This is a genomic window from Mycolicibacterium sp. lyk4-40-TYG-92 (genome assembly GCF_030209435.1).
Taxonomy (GTDB): domain Bacteria; phylum Actinomycetota; class Actinomycetes; order Mycobacteriales; family Mycobacteriaceae; genus Mycobacterium.
The window spans coordinates 63,658-87,887 of the sequence record NZ_JARVRX010000001.1 but is presented as its reverse complement, the minus strand read 5'-3'; the positions used below and the strand labels follow the sequence as shown (position 1 = coordinate 87,887).

Here is a 24,230-nt window from a genome sequence, read left to right as displayed (position 1 = left end):
CCGCCTATAAGAACTGTCATATGTTTCGTACTAGGTCACCATACAACGCTGGGAGGCGCAATGACCGGGAATGTGCCGCGCGGACGCATCCGCCGCACCATGCCGGTCGCCGGCTTCACCGCACGCGCTGCCGGCGGACGGATGGTCGCGGCGCTGCGGGAGAAGGCCGGCCAAACGGGAACGCTCGCGAAATTTCATGAACGCACCGCCGAGCAGTACGCCGAACTCCTCGGCCACTCCAAGGGCGTATTGATGAAAGCTGGTCAACTGGTGTCCATGGTCGACGCCAATGCCATTGGCGCCGGCGAACTCTCGCCCTACCAGCGGGCGCTGACCCGGCTCCAGGCCGACGCGCCGCCGATGGACTCGGCACTGGCCCGAGAGGTCGTCGAGGACGACCTGGGACGCCCGATCTCGGCCGTCTTCGCGTCGTTCTCCGACGAACCGATGGCGGCGGCGTCCATCGGACAGGTCCACCGGGCCGTCCTGCACGACGGCCGCGACGTCGCTGTGAAAATTCAGTATCCCGGTGTGGCACAAGCCATTCGCGATGATCTGTCGAACACCGAGTTGCTGGCGACAATGTTCCGGTTCGCGGCCGGGGCCGCCGGCGCACTCGGCGCGTCACTGCCCGACGTGGCGGCGATTTCCGCGGAGATTTCCGAACGCATCTCCGAGGAGGTCGACTACCGCCGCGAGGCCGCACACATCACCGCGTTCCATGAGCTGTACCGCGATCATCCGTTCATCCGGGTACCTGAGGTCGTTCGCGAGGCATCGGGTGACCGCGTCCTCACAATGACTTACCTGGACGGATTGGACTGGGCCGCAGCGCAAGACGTCGATCAGAATTTGAAGGACACCTGGAGCGAGGTGATCACCCGGTTCATCGCCGGAGCGTACCGGCACGGCAACCTGTTCCACGCCGACCCACACCCGGGCAACTACCGGTTCGGCCTCGACGGCACAGTCGGATTCGTCGACTTCGGCTGCGTGAAGGTACTCACCGAACGCCAACGCCGCCTGATCGTGCAAATGCTCCGCTCCGCGGTGGACGGACAGAAGGACCGTCTGCGAGCAGGCATGGTCGAAAGCGGTTTCTTCACAGCAGATTCCGTACTCACTGCCGATGACGCTCACCGCTGGTATCAGCAGATCATCTACGAGTTGCTCGCCCCGCAACCGGTGACCTACACCGAGGAGACCTCACGGCGAGCCATCGCGTCATTGCTCGATATCCGCGACGCCGACCACCTCATGCGCCACATCACGGTGCCCGCCGATTTCGTGTTCTTCTCCCGGCTGAACCTGTCGATGAACGCCATCTTCACCGCCTTGCACGCGACCTTCCACGCCCGTGCCGCGGTCGACGACATGGACGGCGTCGCGGAGCCGATCACCGAGTTGGGCCGCCGGCACGTGGCCTGGGTTCGCGGCCGCGGCTTACCTTTCGGAGTGGACGGCCGATCATGAGCACCGCTGACGTCACCGCGGCGCGGCTGCCCTGGGACGCCGCCGACCCGTACCCCTTCTACGAAGCCCGGCGGCTCGACGGAGATGTCGTGTGGGACAACGCCGCACAGGGCTGGCTGGTGCTGGGCTACGACGCGGCCCGGCAGGTGCTCGGCGGGTCCGGCTGGACCAGCGATCCGCTGGCCAACCCGGTGGCCCGCGCGTCGATGACCATGATGGCGCCGGACTTCGCCAAGGCGTCGCTGCTTTTCACCGACGGCGCCGACCACGACCGGCTGCGCGGTGCGGTCCGGGACGCGTTCACCCGCAGCACGATATCCGGGCTGACCGAAGGCGTGGAGACGATCGCCGCCGAGGTCATCGCGCAGGCACCCAGCGGTGAGACGTTCGATTTCATGTCGCGGATCGCGCTGCCGCTGCCGATCGCGGTGGTCGGCGAATGGCTCGATCTCGACCCGGCCCACGCGGAGTCGCTGCGCGAACTGTCGCCGTCGATCATCCGCATGCTGGGCACCCTTGCCGATCCCGTGGAGGTGGCCGAGGGGTTCGGCGCCGCCGCCGCGCTGATGGCGGACTTCCTGCCGCTCGCCGCCGATCGGCGGGCCCACCCCGGCGATGACCTGTTCAGCTTCATCGCCACCGATCCCGAGCTGTCCCTCGAAGACGTCGTGGTGACCGCCATCCTCATCGCGGTCGCCGGGCACGAGACCACCGCGAATCTCCTTGGCGCCGGCCTGATTCGACTGGTGAACGAACAGATCGACACCGTCGACGGCGCCGTCATCACCGAGCTGTTGCGGCTCGACGGGCCGGTGCAGTCGACGGTGCGCACCGCGACCGAGGATCACACGGTGGGCGGCGTCGACGTCGCCGCCGGCGACAGCGTCGTCGTCGTGGTGGCCGCCGCCAACCGCGACCCGGCGGTGTTCGACGAACCCGACCGCTTCCGGTTGGGCCGCGCCGGGCCCGCTCCCGTGGCCTTCGGATACGGCGCGCACTACTGCCTGGGATCGGCGCTGGCCCAGCTGGAGCTGACGGTCGCGTTGCGGGAAGTCCTTGCGCGCCAACCTGTTATCCGCGGCGCCGTCACCTGGCGCGACACACCCGCCATCCGGGGACCGCAGACGTTGCCGGTGGCGTTCCGCTGATGCGGGTGTTCGTCACCGGCGGGACAGGGGCCGTCGGCGTCCACACCGTGCCGGCTCTGGTCGCGGCGGGCCATGCCGTCACCGCATTGGCCCGCAGCGACGCGAAGGCCGCCTGGTTGCAGCGCCACGGCGCCGTGCCGGTCGCCGTCTCGCTGTTCGACCGTCGCGGGCTGGCCCACGCGTTCGCCGGCGATGACGCGGTGGTGAATCTTGCGTCAGCTCTGCCTTCAACAACGGCGTTCGTCCGCAAATCTGCGTGGGCGGAGTGTGAGAGGGTGCGCGTGGAGGGCTCGGCCGCCGTTGTCGACGCCGCCCGAGATGCCGGCGTCCGGCACCTGATTCAGGAATCCGTGGTGATGATCTACCGCGACGGCGGAACCGACTGGGTCGACGAGGACCAGCCTGTCGACCACTATCCGATCACCCGCGGCAACCACGCTGCCGAGGCCAGCGCGCTCCGGTTCCCCGGCGCTGCCACCATCCTGCGTTTCGGTGTGTTCTACGGCCCGCACGCGGCCCACAGCGAGCAGATCCTCGACATGGCCAGGTGGCACATCGGGTTTGTCCCGGGCCGCAGCGACACCTACCTGTCGTCGATCCACGTCGCGGATGCGGCGGACGCCGTCGTCGCGGCACTCACCGCTCCCGGCGGTACCTACAACGTCGTCGACGACGAGCCACTCACCAAGCGCGAATATGCCGAGGCCTGCGCTGCCGCCGTCGACCGCCGCCTCTGGATCAGCGGGCCGGGACGGTTGGGGCTACTACTCGGTGACCGGCTCACTTCTATGACCAGGTCACTTCGCGTGAGCAACAAGCGCTTTCGCGATGCGTCGGGTTGGCGTCCCCGCTACCGCAGCGCCGTCGAGGGTTACCGTGCGATGGCGCAACTACGCTGAAACACATTCCGACGGCGCGGATTCACACCATGGAGTGACACCACGGAAGTGGTAGCGGTGGGTGGCGACCCAGCGGTAGACCCATTCTTGGAGCGCGCCGATCCCCGGAATGCCGTAGACCCACAACGGCAACCGGGTCCCGAGTGCCGCGGACACCGCCGCGTTGGCCGCCTTGGCGCCACCCAACACTTCACCGGTGGCGTCCAGCCACCACACGGATTCCATCAAGTGCTCGGGTGCCACGCCGAGTCGTTCCGCGGTGCCGGGCTTCTGCAGCGGCTCGGTGCGGAGCCGGCCGGTTCGATTCATCCGCAGCAACTGATTGCGGGCGCGGGTACACATCCCGCACTTGCCGTCGAAGAACAGCACTCCGTCCATGACTTCATCATGCGCCGCCGAGTGCCGCCGCAAACCGTGAGTCGCCACACATCTGGGCTGGTCACGCATGACCCGAGGGCGCGATGCCTCGTCGATGATCGCGAGTCGGCATCGGCGGTCCGGTTGAGGCGTAGACCGCGCCGGTAGGTGTGATGAGTTCGGTGGTGCGCGGCGACCAGACCTCTGCGCCGTTCGAGTTCAACGAGCTGATCCCGCAGTGCCGCCTCCCCGGCGTCGGGAGCGATCTCCATCAAGAGGCCGAACATATGTTCGACAACACCGGACACATGTGATGCACGCCAGACCCCAGGTAAATGAATTTGCCCCGCTGTAACACGAGGAAATCTCCCTGTACCGTGCGGATTCGATGATGTCTGTGTGTTGATGCATCAGGGAATCGGTCTCGACGCGTTCAACGCCATGCCGAAGCAGCGGGCGGTGCACGCACTGTACGAATGCTGCTACAGCGTGCCGCTGGCCGGCAGCCTGGCCGACGGACGCGCCTACGACGACCACGACCACCTGTTCCGGCGCGCCGACGACCTGCTCTTCGCGCTGGCGGACTCCTCGGTGGACGCGATCCTGCAGGCCTATCCCCAGCTCGGACGCCGGCCCGGCAGCGCCCGCTCGCAGTTCGAGCAGTGCGCAGTGTGCGACCGCGACCCCGATCTCATGGCCACCCTGACCGCGCACGCCGCGACCTACCGGGACCACTTCGGCTTCGACTTCGTGATGTTCGTCGGCGCCATGAGCGCCAACGAGGTGCTGACCCACATGGCCGACCGCATGCACAACGACCACGAGACCGAGCGCAAGGTGGTCCGGAACGAGCTGGCCCGCATCAACCGGACCCGGCTGGAACGCATGCTCGGACCCGAAGGCGGCTACAACAACTGGTAACGAAGCCGCCACGGCGTGCCCGCCGCCAGGATCCGTTCGCCAAGCCTTAGTAGTTTGTACCCGTGCATCAGGAGATCCCCCCGCAGTACGTGCTTTCAGCGAAGGCACCGCAGGCCCGGACGCTCATCGACATCCTCTACGCGACGGCCGACCAATATCCCGATGCGCCCGCCATCGACGACGGCACCGTCCAGCTCACCTACGCCGAGCTGATCGCCGACGTCGAGGAAAGCGTGGCCTGGCTGGCCGCGCGCGGCATCGGCCGCGGTGACCGCATCGGCATCCGCATGCCGTCGGGCAGCTACGCGCTGTACGTGTCGATTCTGGCCACTCTCGCGACGGGCGCCGCATACGTCCCCGTCGACGCCGACGACCCCGAGGAGCGCGCGGCGCTGGTTTTCGGCGAGGCCGGCGTGGTCGGCATCATCACCGAGGCCGGCCTGGTCCGCGGTCCCGGCTCGACCCGGGGTTGGTTGGCCGGCCAACCGCTGACCCGCGATGACGCCTGGATCATCTTCACCTCCGGCTCCACCGGCACCCCGAAGGGCGTCGCGGTGACGCACCGCAACGCCGCCGCGTTCGTCGACGCCGAAGCCGAAATCTTCCTGAAGGACAACCCGTTGGGCCCGGGCGACCGGGTACTGGCCGGACTGTCCGTGGCCTTCGACGCGTCGTGCGAAGAGATGTGGCTGGCCTGGCGCCACGGTGCCTGCCTCGTCCCGGCCCCGCGCTCGCTGGTGCGCAGCGGCATGGACCTGGGCCCGTGGCTGGTCTCCCGCGACATCACCGTCGTCTCGACGGTCCCGACGCTGGCCTCGCTGTGGCCGGCCGAGGCCCTGGAGGCCGTGCGCCTGCTGATCTTCGGCGGCGAGGCCTGCCCGCCCGAGCTCGCCGAGCGGCTGGCCGTCGAGGGCCGCGAAGTATGGAACACCTACGGGCCCACCGAAGCCACGGTCGTCGCCTGCCTGGCGCCGCTCGGCGGCGGCCCGGTCAGCATCGGGCTGCCCCTGCCCGGCTGGGATCTTGCGGTCGTCGACAAGGACGGCCTGCAGGTCGGCTACGGCGACGTCGGCGAGCTGGTGATCGGCGGCGTCGGCCTGGCCCGCTACCTCGACCCCGAAAAGGACGCCGAGAAGTACGCACCGATGGAGACCCTCGGCTGGGGCCGCGCGTACCGCAGCGGCGACCTGGTCCGGCTCGAGGCGGACGGCCTCTACTTCCAGGGCCGCGCCGACGATCAGGTCAAGGTCGGCGGCCGGCGCATCGAACTCGGCGAGGTCGACGCCGCACTCGTCAACCTGCCCGGTGTCAGCGGCGGCGCCGCCGCGGTGCGCAAGACCGCCACCGGCACTCCCCTGCTGGTCGGCTACATCGCCAGCGCCGACCCCGAGTTCGACATCGCCACGGCGCGCAAGACATTGGCCGAGTCCCTGCCCGCCGCGCTGGTGCCACGCCTGGTACTGGTCGACGAATTGCCCACGCGCACATCAGGAAAGGTCGACCGCAACGCGCTGCCCTGGCCCGTCGACTCCGCAGGCGACGACAGCCCCGACCTGGACGGCACGATGGGCTGGCTCGCCGGTCTGTGGCGCGACGTGCTGGCCTCCCCGATCGACGGACCCGGCGCCGACTTCTTCGCCCTCGGCGGCGGGTCTTTGTCCGCCGCGCAACTCGTCTCACTGCTGCGCGAGAAGTACCCGCAGGTCACCGTCGCCGACCTCTACGACCACCCGCGCCTGGGTTCACTGGCCGGTTACCTCGACGAACTCGACCCGCCACCGCTGGTCGAAACCCGAAGCGTCACACCGGTTCCGCTGACGACGCAGCTGGTCCAGACCCTCGCCGCCATCCCGCTCGCGACGCTGGCCGGTATGCAGTGGGTCGTCTGGCTGGCACTGCTGAACAACGTCGCCGCCGCATGGCACCTGCTGCCCTGGGCCCACACCGTCAACTGGTGGACGATCCTGGTCGGGTTCCTGGTGTTCGTCACACCGATCGGCCGCATGGGCATCGCGGTGTTCGCCGCACGTGCCCTGCTGTCCGGTCTGGAACCGGGCACCTACAAACGCGGCGGCTCCGAACACCTGCGGGTCTGGCTCGCCGAACGGCTCGGCGAGGCAAGCGGCGCCGAAAACCAGGCCGGCGCACCGTGGTTGGTGTACTACGCCCGCGCGCTGGGCAACCGCGTCGGCGACGGCGTCGACCTGCACTCGGCACCGCCGGTCACCGGCATGCTCACGCTCGGCGACCGCTGCTCGGTCGAGCCGGAAGTCGACCTCACCGGGCACTGGATCGACGGCGACCTGTTCCACGTCGGACCCATCAACATCGGCAACGACGCCACCATCGGCGCCCGCACGACGCTGCTGCCGGGTGCGGTGGTCGGCAAGAACGCCGACGTCGCACCGGGTTCCGGTGTGATCGGCAAGGTCAAGGCGGGGCAGTACTGGAAGGGTTCGCCGGCGGTGAAGTCCGGCAAGGCCCACCACCCGTGGCCGAAAGAGCGACCGGGGCGGGCCCCGATCTGGGTGGGCATGTACGGGCTGACGTCGGTGCTGCTCGGCGGACTGCCGATCCTGGCCCTCGCCGCCGGACTCGCGGTGCTGATTCTGCCGGTGCGCCATACCCATTCGCTGCCGGAGGCAGTCCTGCCGGTCACGCTGTGGACGCCCGTCGCCGCGGTGGTCGCGATGGCGGTGTACGCCGCGCTGACGGTGATCGGCGTGCGCCTGCTGGCTCTCGGCCTGACCGAGGGCTACCACCCGGTGCGCAGCCGCGTGGGCTGGCAGCTGTGGGCCACCGAGCGCCTGATGGATGCCGCCCGCAACTACCTGTTCCCCATCTACGCCAGCCTGTTGACGCCGTGGTGGCTGCGCATCCTCGGCGCGAAAGTCGGTAAGGACACCGAGATTTCGACGGCCCTGCTGACACCGAAGTTCACCGAGGTGCTCGACGGCGCGTTCCTGGCCGACGACACCATGGTGGCGTCGTACGAACTCGGCGGCGGCTGGATCCACGTGGCCAAGGCGACCGTCGGACGGCGCGCGTTCCTGGGCAACTCCGGCATCACCCAGCCCGGCCGCCGCGTCCCCGACGACGGGCTGGTCGCGGTGCTGTCGGCGACCCCGCACAAGGCCAAGGCCGGTTCGTCGTGGCTGGGCAGTCCGCCGATCCGCTTGCGCCGCCAGCCAACCGAATCCGACGCGGTGCGCACCTTCCACCCGTCAGCGCGCCTGAAGGTGATGCGGTCCACGGTCGAGACCCTGCGGATCGTCCCGGTGATGGTGACGTTCGGCATCGGTGTGGCGGTCCTCGGCGTCCTACAGGCCCTGGCCGGCGAATTCGGTTGGCTGTGGGCGTCATTGGGCGCCGGCCTGGTTCTGCTGAACGCGGGCGCCATCGCCGGCGCCATCGCCGTGGTGGCGAAATGGTTGATGGTCGGGCGCATCCGGGCCGTCGAGCATCCGCTGTGGTCGCCGTTCGTGTGGCGCAACGAGGTGTCCGACACCTTCGTCGAGACCGTCGCCGGCCCGTGGTTCGCGCGCGCCGCCAGCGGGACCCCGGTGATGAACCTGTGGCTGCGGGCCCTCGGTGCCGCCATCGGCCGCGGCGTGTGGTGCGAAACCTATTGGCTGCCAGAGGCCGACCTGGTGACACTGGGCCGCGGCGCGACGGTGAACCGGGGCTGCGTGGTCCAGACCCACCTGTTCCACGACCGCATCATGCAGTTGGACACCGTGGTGCTGGAGGAGGGCGCGACGCTCGGCACGCACTGCGTCGCACTGCCTGCAGCCAGCATCGGTGCCGGCGCGACCGTCGGCCCGGCCTCCCTGGTGATGCGTGGCGACGCGGTGCCGGCCTCGACCCGCTGGCAGGGCAATCCGATCGCCCCGTGGGTCGGCAAGAAGCGCAAGTCCGGCAACCGACAGAAGGCGCAGGCCGCGTGACCCGGAGCAACAAGAAGGACCGCAAAAGTGTTGCGCCGGTGATCGATCCGTACCTACCGAACAACGGCAATTTCGGCTTCCGGGTGTCCCGCTACGAGCTGAGCCTCGAATACAAGGTGGAGAGCAACCGGCTGACGGGCATCGCCCACATCACCGCGGTCACTCTCGCGTCGCTGAACTGGTTCACCCTGGATCTGTCCGATGACCTGTCGGTGGCCAAGGTCGAGGTCAACGGCCGGCGCCCGGCCAAGTACCGCACCGTCAACGGCAAGCTGCACATCACGCTGGCCGACCAGCTGCCCGCCGGCGCCGCGCTCACCGTGACGGTGCGCTACGGCGGCAACCCACGCCCCATCAAATCCATGTGGGGCACGGTCGGTTTCGAAGAGCTGACGGAGGGGGCGCTGGTCGCCGGGCAGCCGAACGGTGCCGCGTCCTGGTTCCCCTGTGACGACCACCCGAGCAGCAAGGCGAGCTATCGCATCGCGATCAGCACCGACAGCCCGTATCGGGTCGTCGCCAACGGCGAGCTGGTGAGCCGCAAAACCCGTGCAGCGCAGACCATGTGGGTGTACGAGCTCGCCGAACCGACGTCCACCTACCTGATCACACTGCAGATCGGCCGCTACGAGTCGGTGCGCCTGACCAAGTCGCCGGTGCCGATGTCCGCCGCCCTGCCGCAGCGACTGATCCGAAACTTCGAATACGACTTCGGCCGGCAGCCCCAGATGATGCAGTTGTTCACCCGCCTGTTCGGACCGTACCCGCTGTCAAGCGGCTACACCGTCGTCGTCACTGACGACGAGCTGGAAATCCCGCTTGAGGCGCAAGGTATTTCGATCTTCGGCGCCAACCACTGCGACGGCCGCCGCAGCGCCGAGCGATTGATCGCACACGAGATGGCCCATCAGTGGTTCGGCAATTCGGTGACGGTGCGCCGCTGGCGCGACATCTGGCTCCATGAGGGATTTGCCTGTTACGCCGAGTGGCTGTGGGCCGAGGAGTCGGGCTGGCGCACCGCCGACCAGCTGGCCGCCCACAATCTCCAGAAACTCAAGGGCCTTCCGCAGAACCTGCTACTGGCCGATCCGGGACCCGAGGACATGTTCGACGACCGAGTCTACAAGCGCGGCGCACTGACCTTACATGCGCTGCGGCGCACGATCGGTGACACGAATTTCTTTGCCCTGTTGCGGGATTGGACCACCCGGTATCGGCACTCGACCGCGCTGACCGACGACTTCACCGGCCTGGCCGCGAACTACACCGACCACTCCCTGCGCGGACTGTGGAACGCGTGGCTCTACACGACGGAGCTACCGACACTGTGAAACCCAGCGGTGTGGCGCGGGTCGCGGTCGCGACAGTGCTCAGCGCGCTGTGCGGCTACGCGATCCTGTACCTCGCCGCACGCGACCTGGCGCCCGCCGGATTCTCGGTGTTCAGCGTCTTCTGGGGCGCGTTCGGGTTGTTCACCGGCGCGGCCAACGGGCTGCTGCAGGAGGCCACCCGCGAGGTCAGGGTCGCGCGCATCGCCGAGCCCCAGCCCGGACCGCACCTGCAGCCGCTGCGGGTCGCCGCGCTGGTGGCCGTCGCCGCGGGCCTGCTCATCGCCGGCACCGCCCCACTGTGGGCGGCACATGTATTCGTCGAATCCACCCCGCTGAGCGTGACGCTGCTGAGCGTCGGCCTCGCCGGCTTCTGCCTGCACGCCACCCTCCTCGGCGTGCTGGCCGGGGCCGACGGCTGGACCCAGTACGGCACGCTGATGGTGACCGATGCCGGTATCCGGGTCGCCGTCGCGGTCGCCGCGTTCGTCCTGGGCTGGGGACTGGACGGCTACCTGTGGGCCACGGTCGCCGGCTCGATGTCATGGCTGATCCTGCTGCTGGCCTCCCATGTGGCCCGGTCCGCGGCCGCCATCCACACGCCCGGCACCCCGCGGACGTTCCTGACGGGGTCGGCGCACTCGATCGCCGCCGCGGGCGCCAGCGCCGTTCTGGTGATGGGTTTCCCGGTGCTGCTGCAGGCCACGTCCCGGGACCTGGGCGCCACCGGCGGCGTCATCATCCTGGCCGTGACGCTGACCCGCGCGCCCCTGCTGGTTCCGCTGACCGCGATGCAGGGCAATCTGATCGCCCATTTCGTCGACAACCGCAGGCTGCGCGCCCTGCTCACGCCGACCCTGGTGCTCGCCGGCCTGGGCGCGCTGGCGGTGCTGGCGGCCGGGCTGGTCGGGCCGTGGCTGCTGCGCACGCTGTTCGGGCCCGAGTACGCCGCGAGTGGCGCGCTGCTGGCGTGGTTGACGGCAGGCGCGGTCGCCATCGCGTTCCTGACGCTGACCGGGGCCGCCACGGTCGCCGCCGCACTGCACCGGGCCTACGCGGTGGGCTGGGTGAGCGCCACGGTGGCCGCAGCCCTGTTGTTGTTGCTGCCGCTGGACCTGCAGACCCGCACCGTCGTCGCGCTGATGTGCGGGCCGCTCGTCGGAATCGTCGTCCACCTGGCCGCGCTGGGCGCGATCAAGCGCCGCTGAGCGTGTAGTTTCGGCTGCAACATGTCCCTTTATCGCGATGTCTGGATCGTCATCCCCGCGTACAACGAGGCGAGCGTCATTGCCGACGTCGTCGCCGACGTGCGCACCGTCTTCCCGAACGTCGTCTGCGTCGACGACGGCGGCCGGGACGACACCGGCGACCGCGCCTTTGCCGCCGGCGCCCACGTGGTGCGTCATCCGGTGAACCTCGGGCAGGGCGCGGCCATCCAGACCGGCGTCGAATACGCCCGATCCCGCCCCGGGGCACAGTTTTTCGCCACGTTCGACGCTGACGGTCAGCATCAGGTCAAGGACGTCGTGCAGATGCTCGACCGGCTGCAGACCGAGGACCTCGACATCGTGATCGGCACCCGGTTCGCCGACCGACCACCGGATCGCATGCCGATGCTCAAGCGACTACTGCTGCCGATCGTCGCCAAACTCAGCCGGTCCAGCCGCCAGCTGAGCCTGACCGACGCGCACAACGGGCTCCGGGTGTTCAACAAAACGGTCGCCGACGGCCTGAACCTGACCATGAACGGCATGAGCCACGCCAGCGAGTTCGTCGCCCTCATCGTGGAGAACAACTGGCGGATCGCCGAACAGCCGGTCCAGATCCTGTACACCGACTATTCGATGTCGAAGGGTCAGCCGCTGGTCAACGGCGTCAACATCGTCGTCGACGGGCTGCTGCGCGGGAGGTTGCGCCGATGATCTGGACCAAGGCGTTACTGATTGGGGCGGTGGTCCTGCTGCTGGCCTACCTCTTCTCGTCGCGGCGCAACGCGCAGTCGCGGGCCTGGGTCAAGGTCGGCTATGTGCTCTTCGTGCTCGGCGCCATCTACGCGATCCTGCGGCCCAACGACACCACTGTGGTGGCGCACTGGCTCGGCATCGGCCGCGGCGCCGACCTGCTGTTGTATGCGCTGGTCATCGCGTTCCTGTTCACGACGATCAGCGCGTACATGCGGTTCAAGGACCTGGAATTGCGGTACGCCCAACTGGCCCGTGCGGTGGCGCTCGAGGGCGCGCGGGTGCCGGAAGCCGACCCGCCCACCCGTCAGGTCTGAAGGTTTCCCAGCATCGCGGCCAGCAGCTGGATGCGGCCGTCCTCGAGTTCGGGCTGCGGCAGTACGGCGCGGATCAGCGCCGCGCCGTCGAAGGTGTTGACCATGACGGCGACGATCAGCATCAGCAGTTCCGGCGGTAACTGATCGGCGCCGGGCATCTCCTGCGCCGTCTCGTAGATGTTGCGGCCGTATTCGACGAGGGCGCCCTGCAGCGTCGTCCGCAGTTTCTCGTCGGTGCGTGCCGCCACCATCAACTCGTACATCACCGCGTTGGTGGCGTTGCCGCTGATATCGCGCAGCGCGATCAAGGCGCCTTCGAGAGCCGGCCGGTCGGAAGGGATTTCGGCGACCTGCTTGCTGAACTGCTCCAGCTGCCGGCGCATGACTTCCAGCGCCGTGGCCGCCATGAAATCGCCCATGGTGGCGAAATGTTTGAACAGCGCGCCGTCGGAGACCTCGGCCCGGCGCGCGATCACCGCCGCCGAGGCGCGGGCATAGCCGACCTCGACGATGGTCTCGATCGCGGCGTCGAGAAGCCGGGCCCGGGTCTCCTCCCGGCGCTGCTGTTGGGTTCTGGCCATGTCAGACCGCTTGCGCCACCGGCAGTTTCGCGCCGCGCGCCGGCAGGTAGTGGCCGGACTTCACGGTCTGGCCGTAACCCTCGACGAACTCGCCGTCGCGGAACACCACCTGGCCACCCACACCGGTCGCCACGACGGCGGCATCGCTGCGGTTGACCATACGGCTCAGACCGCCGTAGAACTCGACCGAATTCTCGTGGTACGCCTCGAGTTCGGCGTTCAGCCCGGCGGGGTCGATCACCACGAAGTCGGCGCGCTCACCCTGCCGCAGCGTGCCGGCCTCCAGGCCGAACCAGTCGGCGACCTCACCGGTGAGCCGGTGCACGGCGTGCTCGATGGTCATGAACGGGCGGCCGGCCTTGTCGGCGTCCTGCACGCGGCGCAGCATCCGCAACGCGTAGTTGTAGAACGCCATGTTCCGCAGGTGCGCACCGGCATCCGAGAAGCCCATGTGCACCGACGGCTCCGTCGCCAGCTTGTCGAGCTGCTTCGGGCGGTGATTGGCCACGATGGTGGTCCAGCGGGTGTTGCGCTCGCCGTGCTCGACCAGGACATCGAGGAAGGCGTCGAGCGGATGGATGCCGCGCTCGTCGGCGATCTGGCCAAAGCTCTTGCCGATCAACGACTTGTCCGGGCATTCGACGATGGTCGAGTCGTGGAAGTCGCGGTGCCACAGCGTCGGGCCCAGCACCTTCTTGTCGAACGACTTGCGGAACCGGCGCCGGTACTCCGGGTCGGCCATCAGCTTGTTGCGCTCCAGCTGGTCGCGCAGATGCAGCGCCGCGGTACCCGCGCCGAACTCCTCGAAAACCGGGAGATCGATTCCGTCCGAATACAATTCGAACGGCACCGGCAGGTGCTGGAAGCGGACCTTCGAGTTCAGGACCTTGTTGGCCAGGCGGGTCACCGGGCCCAGGAGGTACACGGCGCCGGGAGACGACTTGGCGTCGGCGGCCACCAGCAGGCTCATGCGCACGCCGGCACGACGGCCGAACCAGCCGCTGCTCTCGAGGAAGAAGTTCAGCGCCTCTTGCAGTTTCGCGACGTTGGGCGCGCTCTGCAGGATGCGGCCCCGCTTGCGCAGCACCTTGATCAGGCGGCGGCGCTCCCGCCAGGTGGCGAACGTCGACGGCAGGGCGCGGGAGCGGAAACGGTCACCGTCGAGCTTGTCGATCGCGGCGTCCATGCCGGACATGCCGAGCATGCCGGCGTCCAGGGCCGCCTCGAGCCGCGCCGCCATGGCCTCGAGTTCGGTGTTGGTCGGGGTGACGTTCGGGGTGGTCGCGCGGTCGAGGCCCAGCACCGAGGTCCGCAGATCGGAGTGGCCCAGCAGCGAGCTGACGTTGGGGCCGAGCGGCAGCGCTTCGAGCGCCTGCACGTATTCGGCGGGCCCGGACCACGACCGGTTCTGCTCGAGCGCGCCGACGACGAACTTGCGCGGCACCGCCTCGACGCGGCTGAACAGGTCGGCGGCGTCGTCGTTCTCGGCGTAGACCGTCGAGAGCGAGCACATGCCCAGCAGCACGGTCGTCACGCCGTGGCGGACGGACTCACGCAGGCCCGGATCGAGGAGCACCTCGGCGTCGTAGTGGGTGTGGACGTCGATGAAGCCCGGGGTCACCCACTTGCCCTTGGCGTCGATGACGTCGGGGCAGCCCGTCTCATCGAGCGGCTGTGCCGTCACGGTCGCGACGACGCCGTCGCGGATACCCAGGTTGCGCAGTTGCGGCGTGCGGCCGGTGCCGTCGAACCACAAGCCGCCAGAGACGATCACGTCGTAGGTCATGAAGCGACGCTAACCCAGAAAGTGAGTACTTACAATCTTTTTCTGCAAAGTCGCAGGTCAGGCGCGGAAGAAGTCCACCGTCCGAGCGACGCCCTCGGCCAGCGCCACCTTGGGGCTCCACCCCAGCACCTGCTGCGCACGGGTGGTGTCGAGCTGCGAACGCCGCAGGTCACCGAGGCGCGGCGGGTGGAACTCGGGGGCGTCCGGCACGCCGACAGCCGCGGCGATCGCGGTGTGCAGCTGCGCCACCGACGTCTCCACCCCGGTGCCGACGTTGAACCGCTGCCCGCCCCCGGCTTCGCCGCCGGCACGCACGAAGGCGTCGACGACGTCGTCGACGAAGACGTAGTCGCGGGTGTCGGTGCCGTCACCGAAAATCTTGGTGGGCCGGCCGGCCAGCAGCGCCTGGCTGAAGATCGCGACCACGCCGGCTTCACCGTGCGGGTCCTGGCGCGGGCCGTAGACGTTGGCCGGCGCGATGTGCGAGCAGTCCAGCCCATACAGGTTGCGGAACATGTTGAGGTACACCTCGCCGCACACCTTGCTGGCGGCGTACGGCGACGACGGGTCGACCGGCATGTCCTCGTTGGTCGGGTAGCCCGGCGGCACGCCGTAGATGGATCCGCCCGACGAGGTGTGCACGATCTTGCGAACGGCGTTGCTGCGGGCCGCCTCCGCCAGCCGCACCGTGCCGACGACGTTGACCCCGGCATCGAACGGCGCGTCGGTCACCGACCGCGCGACGGAGATCTGCGCGGCGAGGTGGAAGATCACCTCGGGCCGCTCTTCGGCCACGATGGCGTGCAGGTCGGCGTCGACGATGTCGGCTTTGACGAACTCGAATCGCTGGTTCTGCTCGGCTTGGGCGAGGTTGTCGACCTTGCCGCTGCTCAGGTCGTCGAGCCCGACGACGTCGTGTCCTTCGGACAGGAGCCGGTCGACGAGCGTCGACCCGATGAACCCGGCAGCACCAGTGACAAGTGTTCGCACGGCGCAACCATACCGATGGTCTCAGTCCTTCGCCCCGTACAGTCGACAAGAGTGAACTGGGTCGCCCGAACCACCGCTGCGCTGGTGGTGCTGCAGCTGATACTGCGGGCGGTTCTCGCATTCGGCGGCTACTTCTACTGGGACGACCTGATCCTGATCGGCCAGGCGGGCACCCACTCGCTGCTTTCGCCCGACTTCCTCTTCAACGATCACGACGGGCACGTCATGCCTGCCGGGTTCCTGCTGGCCGGGCTGCTGACGCGGCTGGCGCCCTTGACCTGGATCTGGCCGGCGCTGAGCCTGGTGCTGCTGCAACTGGTCGCGTCGGTGGCGCTGGTACGGGCCCTGCGGGTGATCCTCGGGTGGCGCCCGGTGCTGCTGGTGCCGCTGACGTTCGCACTGTTCACGCCCCTGGGCGTGCCGGCGTTCGCCTGGTGGTCGGCCGGGCTCAACGCGCTGCCCATGGCGGCGGCTATGGCCTGGGTCTGCGCCGACGCCATCCTGTTGGTCCGCACGGGGAACCCGCGGTATGTGTGGACCGGCTGCCTGGCCTACCTGGGCGGGCTGTTGTTCTTCGAGAAGTCCGCGGTGATCCCCTTCACCGCCTTCGCGGTGTGCTGGTTGCTGATGTACGTGACGGGCACCCGGGTCTCGGTGTGGCGCCGGGGCCTGCGGCTGTGGCTCGGTCTGCTGACCATCACGATCGGCTGGGTCGGGGTCTACCTGCTGGTGGTCAACCAGAAGCGCTGGACGCTGGACCTGGCGATGACGTGGGAGCTGCTGGCCCGGTCCGTCACCCACGGCCTGGTGCCGACGCTGGCGGGCGGCCCGTGGGACTGGCAGCGCTGGGCGCCCGCGTCGCCGTGGGCGACGCCGGGCTCGGTCGTCATGGTGCTGGGCTGGCTGGTGCTCGCCGCGGTGGTCGCGGTGTCGGTGCTGCGGAAGCGGCGGCTGGGCCCGGTCTGGCTGGCCGCCGTGGGGTACGTGGTGGCGTGTCAGGTGCCGATCTACCTCATGCGGTCGTCGAAGTTCACCGCCCTGGAGCTGGCGCAGACATTGCGCTACCTGTCCGATCTCGTCGTGGTGCTGGCACTGCTGGCGGCCGTCGCGTTCTGCGCACCCAACCGGACCAGCCGGTTCGACGACTCTGCGCGCCGGCGCGTCGTGGTGGCTTGCGTCGCAACACTATTCGTGGGCAGCAGCCTGTACTCATGGACGACGTTCCTGCCCAGCTGGCGCGACAACCCCACCCGCGCCTACCTGGTAAACGTCGAGGCATCGCTGGCAAACGCGCCCCGCGGCCTACCCCTGCTGGATCAGGAAGTCGATCCGCTGGTGCTGCAACGCGTGGCCTGGCCGCAGAACCTGGCGAGCCACATGTTCGCCCTGCTGCGCGACCGTCCTGAATTCGCTTCCAGCACAACGTCTTTGCAGATGCTCACGGCGACCGGCCAGCTGGTGCCGGCCAAGGTGACCTGGACCCGCACCATCGTGCCCGGCCCGGCGCCGAACTGCGGATACCTGGTACAGACCGACACACCGGTGACCATGCCGCTCGACGGCCCGCTCCTGCCCGCCGACTGGACCGCCGAGATCAACTACCTGGCCAACAGCGACGGGTCCCTGACGATGTCGCTGCCCGAGGGACGCGAAGCCCGCGTACCGGTGCACCCCGGACTGAACCGGGTATTCGTTCGGCTACCCGGCGCCGGGGCGACGATCCAGGTGAAAGCCAACACGTCGGCGCTGTCGGTGTGCATCGCCTCCGGGCCTGTGGGTTTCCTGGCGCCGCGCTAGGCGCCTGCCTGAAAAGCCTTCCAAAAAAAACTGTCCCCCGCAGGGACGGTGCGCACTCCTACCTGTGTCAGCAAGTCCGCCCGGGCCTGCGACCACCGGAAAAGGAGAACACCATGGACCGCACTGCGAACGGCAGGCGCATCGCACTGGCCGCCCTCGTCGGCACCGCCGCGCTGTACGTCGCCCCGCTGGCGCTGAGCACGCCGATGGCGGGCGCCGAGTCTTTCGCGTTCAACTGCGGAAAATCCGGTGGCACCTATGCCCAGGGCACCAGGTCGAACGGGTCGATCGTCGAAAGTTGCACGACCGTCGACAAGAAGGGCGTCAAAACACAGTGCTCCGAGGTGGACGGCAAATCGCAGGGCTGCATCACCGTGCCGCGGACGGTCGTGAAGGGCACCCACGCCCCGACCGGTGACCTCGCCCCCCGTTCAGCTCGATCGCGCCTGAGGAATCACGACCATGACCACCACCATCCGACCGGCCAAGTCCGCGGCATTCGCCGCCCTGCTGAGCGCTGCCGCGCTGTACACAGTGCCGGTGATCCTGACCGCCCCCAGTGCCCACGCCAGCGTCAGCAGCGACTGCATGGGTTCGAACCAGACCTACGAAAACCGCGCCGGCAACGGGCACCTGTACGAGGCCTGCACCACGACGGACAAGAACGGCGACAAGACGAAATGCTCGTACGTGGACGGAAAGGCTCAGGGCTGCATCGCTGTCCCGATGCGTAAGCCGAAGTTCAACGTGGACCCCAGCGTGATCGCGCCGGTTACCGTAACGCCGTCGGCGGATGTGGGCGGCCGGACGCCTGCCCCGCGTCGGTAGGCCGACGCGAAAGTTGTGGAGCCACCCAGGGGAATCGAACCCCTGACCTATTCATTACGAGTGAATTGCTCTACCGACTGAGCTAGGGTGGCGTGCCCCACCGAGGCGGGGCGGGACGAGTCTACGGGACGGACTCGCAGCCTCCAAAGTCAGTTCCGTTGTCCGGCGCGCAGGGCCTGACCCATGGTCGCCACCATGGCGTCGACCGCGAACTTCGGCTTGACGTTGGTGGCCAGCGCCTCGCGGCACGCCAGCACCGCCTCGATGCACCGCAGCAGCTGGTCGGCGGGCACGTGAGCGGCCATCGCGGCAGCCTTGTCACCCATGTCCGGGTGGTTGGCCGCAGCCACGCCCGTCGCCCCCGACGACACCAGCAGCGCATCGCGGAAATAGGTGGCCAGGTCGATCAGAGCCCGGTCGAGCGCGTCGCGCGATGCCCGGGTCTGCCGCGACTTCTGCCGCTTCTCCAGGTCCTTCAGTGCCCCCGCGGCGCCCCGCAGTGCCCCCGCGGCGCCTTTACCAGTGCCGCCGGCGCCCAACGCGGTCCTGAGCTCCTCGGTCTCGGCCTCGTTGCGCCCGGCCGTCAGGGCCACCGCCTCGGCTTCGGCCGAGGCGACGAGCTCCTCGACAGCCGCGTAGGCCCGCGCCGGCGTCGCCGCGTCCCGGGCGAGGCTCAGGGCCCGTTCCCGGCGGGTGCGGGCGTCCGGGTCGGTCGCCAACCGGCGAGCCCGGCCGACGTGTCCCCCACTGACCGACGCCGCCCAGCGCGCGTCGGCCTCGGACAGTCCGTCATTGTCCATGAGCACCTGCGCGATGGCGTCGACCCGCGGCGTCGTCAACGCCACGTGCCGGCACCGCGACCGCAGCGTCACCGCGATGTCCTCGGGGTCCACCGACGGCGCGCACAGCAGGAACACCGTCGACGGCGGCGGTTCCTCGACGACCTTCAGCAGCGCATTGGCGGCGCCCTCGGTGAGCCGGTCCGCATCTTCGACGACGACGATCTGCCAGCGCCCGGTCCCGGGCCGCCGCGACGCGGTCTGCACGATGGCGCGCATCTCGTCGACGCCGATGGACAGCCCCTCCGGAATCACCCGCCGCACGTCGGCGTGAGTGCCCGCCATGGTCGTCGTACACGCGCGGCAGGCCCCGCAGCCCGGACCGCCCTCCGCGGCCTCCGCAGTGCACTGCAGCGCCGCAGCAAAGCACACAGCGGCAATGGACCGGCCCGAACCGGGCGGCCCCGTGATCAACCACGCATGCGTCATGCTGCCGGTTGTGAGCCCGCTGTGAGCCGAATCACCCCGGGCCGCCCGCGCGGCGGCCACCAACTCGGCTTCCACGGCATCCTGGCCGACCAAACGCGAGAAAACTCCGCTCATCGCGCCCCACAGTAACCGTCGCGGGCGACACGAACCTGCGCGCAGCGGCAATATCCGTCGCCCAGGCCCGATACGGTTAGCGGGTGGCCACCGATGTAAAGCACATCGGGCGAATCAGGGGGTTCGTCCGATGGGTGGCGCGCACGCCGTGGCCGGTGTTCACACTGAGTCTGCTGCAGGCCGACATCATCGGCGCCCTGTTCGTTCTGGGCTTCCTGCGGTTCGGGCTGCCGGCCGAAGACCGCATCCAATTGCAGGACCTGCCGGCGGTGAACCTGGCGGTGTTCCTGACCGTCCTGTTCGTCGCGTTCGTCGTGGCGGCCTGGCTGAGTCTGCGGCTGCTGATTCCCGTGATCCGCTGGCAACGGCGGGACACCCTGCACGGCGACGCCGACCCCGCATTCACCGAGCTGGCCCGGACCCGGGCCCTCAAGATGCCGTACTACCGGACGCTGATCAGCGTCGGGAACTGGTTCCTCGGCTCGGTGGTCTTCATCATCGCCAGCTGGCCGGTGGCGAGCCGCTCGGCACCCTTCGTCGCCGTGGCCAGCGCGCTCGGCGCCACCGCCACCGCGATCATCGGCTACCTGCAGTCCGAGCGGGTGCTGCGGCCCGTCGCGGTCGCCGCGCTCCGCGACGGTGTGCCCGAGAACTTCCGGGCCCCCGGCGTCATCCAGCGCCAGGTGCTGACCTGGGTGCTGTCGACGGGCGTGCCGCTGCTGGCCATCATCGTCGCCCGGCTGGCCGGCCAGTACACGACCTTCATCGCCCAGAATGACCAGCTCAACACCCCCATCCTGCTGCTGGCGATCACCGCGCTGGCCGTCGGCCTGGCCGGCAACGTACTGGTCGCCATGTCCATCGCCGACCCGCTGCGCCAGCTCCGGTGGGCGCTGGGTGAGGTGCAGCGCGGTAACTACAACGCGCACATGCAGATCTACGACGCCAGCGAGCTGGGCCTGCTGCAGGCCGGGTTCAACGACATGGTGCGCGACCTGTCCGAGCGGCAACGCCTGCGCGACCTGTTCGGCCGCTACGTCGGCGAGGACGTCGCGCGCCGCGCCCTCGAGCGCGGCACCGAGCTGGGTGGCCAGGAGCGCGATGTCGCGGTGCTGTTCATCGACCTGATCGGATCGACGCAGCTGGCGTCGACGCGGCCCGCCGCCGAGGTCGTGTCGATCCTCAACGAGTTCTTCCGGATCATCGTCGACACCGTGAACCGGCACGGCGGCTTCGTCAACAAGTTCCAGGGTGACGCGGCGCTGGCGATCTTCGGCGCCCCCATCGAACACCCGGACGCCTCCGGTGCAGCGCTGGCCGCATCGCGCGAGTTGCACGACGAACTCGTGACAGTGCTGGGCACCACCGAGTTCGGCATCGGGGTGTCCGCGGGCCGGGCCATCGCCGGTCATATCGGCGCGCTTGCCCGCTTCGAATACACCGTGATCGGCGACCCCGTGAACGAGGCCGCCCGCCTGACCGAGCTCGCCAAGCTCGAAGAGGGCCATGTGCTGGCGTCCGCGATCGCGGTCAGCGGCGCGCTGGACGCCGAGGCGCTGTGCTGGGACGTCGGCGAGACCGTCGAGCTGCGCGGCCGGTCGGCGCCGACACAGCTGGCGCGGCCGCTCTCGCTGGCCTCACCACGGCCGGCTCCCGAGTCGGAAGCCGCCAGTTAGGCCTTCTTCGCAGCGGCCTTCTTCGCCGGCGCCTTCTTGGCAGCGGTCTTCCTGGCCGCCGTCTTCTTCGCGGCGGTCTTCTTGGCGGCCTTCTTCGCCGGGCCACGAGCACGCCTGTCGGACAACAACTCCGAGGCCCGCTCGTCGGTGATCGACATGACGTCGTCGCCCTTGCGCAGGCTGGCGTTGGTCTCACCGTCGGTGACGTACGGACCGAAGCGGCCGTCCTTGATCACCATCGGCTTGCCCGACACCGGGTCGGTGCCCAGCTCGCGCAGCGGCGGCGTGGCCGCCCCTTGACGCCCACGGCGTTTCGGCTCGGCGTAGATCTTCAGCGCCTCGTCGAGCGTGACGGTGAACATCTGCTCTTCGGTGGCCAGTGAGCGAGAGTCGCTGCCGCGCTTGAGGTATGGACCGTAACGGCCGTTCTGCGCGGTGATCTCTTCCTTGCTCTCCGGGTCGACACCGACGACGCGCGGCAACGACAGCAGCTTGAGTGCGTCGTCGAGAGTCACCGTCTCGAGATCCATTGAGCGCAGCAGAGATCCGGTCCGCGGCTTGGGGCCGACGGGCTTCTTGGTCTTCTTCGCGCCGGTGCCGGCGTCCGGCTCCTCCGGCGGAGCCGGCAGCACCTCGGTGACGTACGGGCCGTAGCGCCCGTCCTTGGCGACGATCTCGTGCCCGGTCTCCGGGTCGACACCCAGGACCCGGCCCTCTTGCGGTGTGGCGAAGAGCTTTTCGGCCAGTTCGAGGGTCAGCTCGTCGGGCGTCAGGTCGTCATTGAGGTTGGCGCGCTGCGGTTTCAGCTCGCCGGGATTCTCGTCATCGGCGATCATTCGCTCCAGATACGGCCCGTTGCGGCCGACGCGGACGTTGATGGCCCGCCCCTCGGCGTCGTCGAACAGCTTGATGGAGTTGACTTCTCGCGCGTCGATGCCTTCGAGATTGACGCCGACAAGTCTCTTCAGGCCACCCTCGCGGGCCACCGACCCCTCGACGCCGTGGTCGCCGCCGAAGTAGAAGTTGGTCAGCCAGTTGGTGCGCTGCTCGTTGCCGGCGGCGATCTCGTCGAGTTCGTCCTCCATGGCGGCGGTGAAGTCGTAGTCGACCAGGCGCCCGAAGTGCTGCTCGAGCAGCCCGACGACGGCGAACGCCACCCAGGCCGGCACCAGGGCACTGCCCTTCTTATAGATATAGCCGCGGTCCTGGATGGTCTTGATGATCGACGAGTACGTCGACGGGCGACCGATGCCAAGGTCTTCCAGCGCCTTGATCAGCGAGGCCTCGGTGTACCGGGCCGGCGGGTTGGTGGTGTGCCCGTCGGCGGTGAGCTCGGCGGCATCCACCCGCTGGCCCTGCGTCAGGTTCGGCAGCCGGCTCTCGGCGTCGTCGGCCTCGCCGCCGGCCTGCTCGTCGAGGCTCTCGACATAGGCCTTGAGGAAGCCGGCGAACGTGATGGTGCGACCGGAGGCGCTGAAGACGACCTGCTCACCCGTCCGCGCGGTGCCCGAGATCCGCAGCGAAAGCGTGGTGCCGCGCGCGTCGGCCATCTGGGACGCGACGGTGCGCTGCCAGATCAGCTCGTAGAGCCGGTACTCGTCGGTCTCGAGCTGGCCGTGCAGCTGGCCCGGGGTCTGGAAGACGTCTCCGGCGGGGCGGATGGCCTCGTGTGCCTCTTGGGCGTTCTTGACCTTGCGGGTGTACTGGCGCGGCGTCGGGTGGACGTATTCCGGGCCGTACAGCTGCCCGGCCTGGGTGCGCGCGGCGTTGATGGCCGACTCCGACAGCGTCGTCGAGTCGGTACGCATGTAGGTGATGTAGCCGTTCTCGTACAGCCGCTGCGCGATGCTCATGGTGCGCTCCGAGGAGAACCGCAGCTTACGGCCGGCCTCCTGCTGCAGCGTCGACGTCATGAACGGCGCGTACGGCTTGCGCGTGTACGGCTTCTGCTCCACCGAACTGACGGTCAGCGACTCGCCGCGCAGCCCGGCGGCCAGCGCGCCCGCGGCCGCCTCGTCGAGCACCAGCACTTCGTCGGGCTTCTTGACCGCACCGAGGGAGTCGAAATCGCGGCCCGAGGCCACGCGCCGGCCGTCGACGGTGTTGAGTTTGGCGGTGAACTTGGGCGGGGACGCATCGGCGTCGGAGACGCTGGCGTCCAGCTCCGCGGTGACGTCCCAGTAGCCGGCGCTGCGGAACGCCATGCGTTCGCGCTCGCGCTGCACGATGATCCGGGTCGCGACGGACTGCACGCGGCCCGCCGACAGCTTCGGGGCGACCTTCTTCCACAGCACGGGGCTGACCTCGTAGCCGTAGAGGCGGTCGAGGATACGACGCGTCTCCTGCGCGTCGACCAGGGCGATGTCCAGGTCACGCGGGTTCTCGGCGGCGGCCAGGATCGCGGGCTCGGTGATCTCGTGGAACACCATGCGCCGGACCGGCACCTTGGGCTTGAGCGTCTCGAGGAGGTGCCACGCGATGGCCTCACCCTCGCGGTCACCGTCCGTCGCGAGGTAGAGCTCGTCGACACCCTTGAGCAGGTCCTTGAGCTCGGTGACCGTGGCCTTCTTATCCGGGCTGACGATGTACAGCGGCTCGAAGTTGTCGTCGACGTTCACGCCGAGGCGCGCCCAGGCCTCACCTTTATATTTGGCCGGCACGTCCGCGGCGTTCCGCGGCAGGTCGCGAATGTGTCCGCGCGACGATTCGACGACATAGTTGGAGCCGAGGTAACCGGCAATCTTGCGCGCCTTGGTAGGCGACTCGACTATGACGAGTCGCCGGACCCGGCTGCCGCTACCGGCACCATCGAGGTCAGCCACCGTATCTATACGCTCCA

At 68.8% G+C, this 24,230-nt stretch carries 19 protein-coding genes and 1 tRNA gene; 13 read left to right on the top strand and 7 right to left on the bottom strand.

Annotation, left to right across the window (positions count from 1 at the left end; all coding sequences use genetic code 11):
- The first annotated feature begins 60 nt into the window (after positions 1-60).
- Genes QRN63_RS00435 through QRN63_RS00425 form a run of 3 tightly spaced genes read left to right on the top strand, consistent with a single transcriptional unit; the run spans position 61 to position 3,520 of the window.
- The gene (locus QRN63_RS00435) at positions 61-1,473 is read left to right on the top strand and encodes an ABC1 kinase family protein (protein ID WP_267320313.1); all 1,413 of its coding nucleotides are present in this window, start codon (positions 61-63) and stop codon (positions 1,471-1,473) included.
- A complete protein-coding gene (locus QRN63_RS00430) occupies positions 1,470-2,621 on the top strand; it encodes a cytochrome P450 (protein WP_285028799.1) in 1,152 nt (383 codons plus the stop codon). The genes QRN63_RS00435 and QRN63_RS00430 overlap by 4 nt, the downstream gene beginning before the upstream one ends.
- Positions 2,621-3,520: an NAD-dependent epimerase/dehydratase family protein gene (locus QRN63_RS00425; protein WP_285028798.1), complete on the top strand. Its 900-nt coding sequence runs from the start codon at positions 2,621-2,623 to the stop codon at positions 3,518-3,520. Before QRN63_RS00430 ends, QRN63_RS00425 begins: the two co-directional genes overlap by 1 nt.
- On the opposite strand, the gene QRN63_RS00420 is transcribed toward QRN63_RS00425, so the two are convergent.
- Positions 3,512-3,898: a thiol-disulfide oxidoreductase DCC family protein gene (locus QRN63_RS00420; RefSeq protein WP_285028797.1), complete on the bottom strand. Its 387-nt coding sequence runs from the start codon at positions 3,896-3,898 to the stop codon at positions 3,512-3,514. The genes QRN63_RS00425 and QRN63_RS00420 overlap by 9 nt on opposite strands.
- 152 nt (positions 3,899-4,050) lie before the next feature.
- Here QRN63_RS00420 and QRN63_RS00415 point away from each other — a divergent pair, with 152 nt between their 5' ends.
- From QRN63_RS00415 to QRN63_RS00385, 7 genes are all read left to right on the top strand, one after another.
- Positions 4,051-4,191: a hypothetical protein gene (locus QRN63_RS00415; RefSeq protein WP_285028796.1), complete on the top strand. Its 141-nt coding sequence runs from the start codon at positions 4,051-4,053 to the stop codon at positions 4,189-4,191.
- An 85-nt stretch (positions 4,192-4,276) separates the two neighbouring features.
- Complete coding sequence (locus tag QRN63_RS00410; RefSeq protein ID WP_267320317.1) at positions 4,277-4,798, top strand: 2-oxo-4-hydroxy-4-carboxy-5-ureidoimidazoline decarboxylase; 522 nt, start codon at positions 4,277-4,279, stop codon at positions 4,796-4,798.
- Positions 4,799-4,860: 62 nt separating this feature from the next.
- Complete coding sequence (locus QRN63_RS00405) at positions 4,861-8,745, top strand: Pls/PosA family non-ribosomal peptide synthetase (RefSeq protein WP_285028794.1); 3,885 nt, start codon at positions 4,861-4,863, stop codon at positions 8,743-8,745.
- On the top strand, positions 8,742-10,076 hold the full coding sequence (locus QRN63_RS00400; protein ID WP_267320319.1) for a M1 family metallopeptidase: 1,335 nt from the start codon (positions 8,742-8,744) through the stop codon (positions 10,074-10,076). Before QRN63_RS00405 ends, QRN63_RS00400 begins: the two co-directional genes overlap by 4 nt.
- Positions 10,043-11,281, top strand: coding sequence for a polysaccharide biosynthesis protein (locus QRN63_RS00395; RefSeq protein WP_502888057.1), 1,239 nt, complete (start codon positions 10,043-10,045; stop codon positions 11,279-11,281). Before QRN63_RS00400 ends, QRN63_RS00395 begins: the two co-directional genes overlap by 34 nt.
- A 21-nt stretch (positions 11,282-11,302) precedes the next feature.
- Positions 11,303-11,995 carry a polyprenyl-phospho-N-acetylgalactosaminyl synthase PpgS gene (gene ppgS, locus QRN63_RS00390; RefSeq protein WP_285028792.1) on the top strand — a complete coding sequence of 231 codons (693 nt, stop codon included), beginning with the start codon at positions 11,303-11,305 and terminating at the stop codon, positions 11,993-11,995.
- A complete protein-coding gene (locus tag QRN63_RS00385) occupies positions 11,992-12,351 on the top strand; it encodes a DUF2304 domain-containing protein (protein ID WP_267320322.1) in 360 nt (119 codons plus the stop codon). The genes ppgS and QRN63_RS00385 overlap by 4 nt, the downstream gene beginning before the upstream one ends.
- Here the strand turns inward: QRN63_RS00385 and QRN63_RS00380 are convergent.
- From QRN63_RS00380 to QRN63_RS00370, 3 genes are read right to left on the bottom strand one after another with little or no spacing between them, the layout of a single operon-like run.
- A complete protein-coding gene (locus QRN63_RS00380) occupies positions 12,342-12,932 on the bottom strand; it encodes a TetR/AcrR family transcriptional regulator (protein WP_267320323.1) in 591 nt (196 codons plus the stop codon). The genes QRN63_RS00385 and QRN63_RS00380 overlap by 10 nt on opposite strands.
- A gap of 1 nt (position 12,933) precedes the next feature.
- The gene (locus QRN63_RS00375; RefSeq protein WP_285028791.1) at positions 12,934-14,718 is read right to left on the bottom strand and encodes an N-acyl-D-amino-acid deacylase family protein; all 1,785 of its coding nucleotides are present in this window, start codon (positions 14,716-14,718) and stop codon (positions 12,934-12,936) included.
- 57 nt (positions 14,719-14,775) lie between these two features.
- Positions 14,776-15,708, bottom strand: coding sequence for an NAD-dependent epimerase/dehydratase family protein (locus tag QRN63_RS00370; protein WP_285028790.1), 933 nt, complete (start codon positions 15,706-15,708; stop codon positions 14,776-14,778).
- Between the two features lie 51 nt (positions 15,709-15,759).
- Here QRN63_RS00370 and QRN63_RS00365 point away from each other — a divergent pair, with 51 nt between their 5' ends.
- Both QRN63_RS00365 and QRN63_RS00360 read left to right on the top strand, forming a co-directional pair.
- Positions 15,760-17,505: a hypothetical protein gene (locus QRN63_RS00365; protein ID WP_285028789.1), complete on the top strand. Its 1,746-nt coding sequence runs from the start codon at positions 15,760-15,762 to the stop codon at positions 17,503-17,505.
- A gap of 462 nt (positions 17,506-17,967) precedes the next feature.
- On the top strand, positions 17,968-18,333 hold the full coding sequence (locus QRN63_RS00360) for a hypothetical protein (protein WP_285028787.1): 366 nt from the start codon (positions 17,968-17,970) through the stop codon (positions 18,331-18,333).
- Positions 18,334-18,349: 16 nt separating this feature from the next.
- Here QRN63_RS00360 and QRN63_RS00355 read toward each other — a convergent pair.
- Positions 18,350-18,425, bottom strand: a tRNA-Thr gene (locus tag QRN63_RS00355).
- Positions 18,426-18,482: 57 nt separating this feature from the next.
- Entirely contained in the window at positions 18,483-19,715 is a 1,233-nt protein-coding gene (locus tag QRN63_RS00350) for a DNA polymerase III subunit delta' (protein WP_285028786.1), read from the bottom strand.
- 83 nt (positions 19,716-19,798) lie between these two features.
- Here QRN63_RS00350 and QRN63_RS00345 point away from each other — a divergent pair, with 83 nt between their 5' ends.
- Positions 19,799-21,391 carry an adenylate/guanylate cyclase domain-containing protein gene (locus QRN63_RS00345; protein WP_267320330.1) on the top strand — a complete coding sequence of 531 codons (1,593 nt, stop codon included), beginning with the start codon at positions 19,799-19,801 and terminating at the stop codon, positions 21,389-21,391.
- Here QRN63_RS00345 and topA read toward each other — a convergent pair.
- Positions 21,388-24,213, bottom strand: coding sequence for a type I DNA topoisomerase (gene topA, locus QRN63_RS00340; protein ID WP_285028784.1), 2,826 nt, complete (start codon positions 24,211-24,213; stop codon positions 21,388-21,390). The two genes, QRN63_RS00345 and topA, sit on opposite strands and share 4 nt — an antisense overlap.
- Positions 24,214-24,230: the final 17 nt, after the last annotated feature.

Coding starts and splice junctions, on each gene's coding strand:
- QRN63_RS00380 (WP_267320323.1), bottom strand. CDS start 12,932: ATGGCCAGAACCCAACAGCAGCGCCGGGAGGAGACCCGGGCCCGGCTT.
- QRN63_RS00375 (WP_285028791.1), bottom strand. CDS start 14,718: ATGACCTACGACGTGATCGTCTCTGGCGGCTTGTGGTTCGACGGCACC.
- QRN63_RS00435 (WP_267320313.1), top strand. CDS start 61: ATGACCGGGAATGTGCCGCGCGGACGCATCCGCCGCACCATGCCGGTC.
- ppgS (WP_285028792.1), top strand. CDS start 11,303: ATGTCCCTTTATCGCGATGTCTGGATCGTCATCCCCGCGTACAACGAG.
- QRN63_RS00425 (WP_285028798.1), top strand. CDS start 2,621: ATGCGGGTGTTCGTCACCGGCGGGACAGGGGCCGTCGGCGTCCACACC.
- QRN63_RS00385 (WP_267320322.1), top strand. CDS start 11,992: ATGATCTGGACCAAGGCGTTACTGATTGGGGCGGTGGTCCTGCTGCTG.
- QRN63_RS00430 (WP_285028799.1), top strand. CDS start 1,470: ATGAGCACCGCTGACGTCACCGCGGCGCGGCTGCCCTGGGACGCCGCC.
- QRN63_RS00420 (WP_285028797.1), bottom strand. CDS start 3,898: ATGGACGGAGTGCTGTTCTTCGACGGCAAGTGCGGGATGTGTACCCGC.
- QRN63_RS00360 (WP_285028787.1), top strand. CDS start 17,968: ATGACCACCACCATCCGACCGGCCAAGTCCGCGGCATTCGCCGCCCTG.
- QRN63_RS00415 (WP_285028796.1), top strand. CDS start 4,051: ATGAGTTCGGTGGTGCGCGGCGACCAGACCTCTGCGCCGTTCGAGTTC.
- QRN63_RS00350 (WP_285028786.1), bottom strand. CDS start 19,715: ATGAGCGGAGTTTTCTCGCGTTTGGTCGGCCAGGATGCCGTGGAAGCC.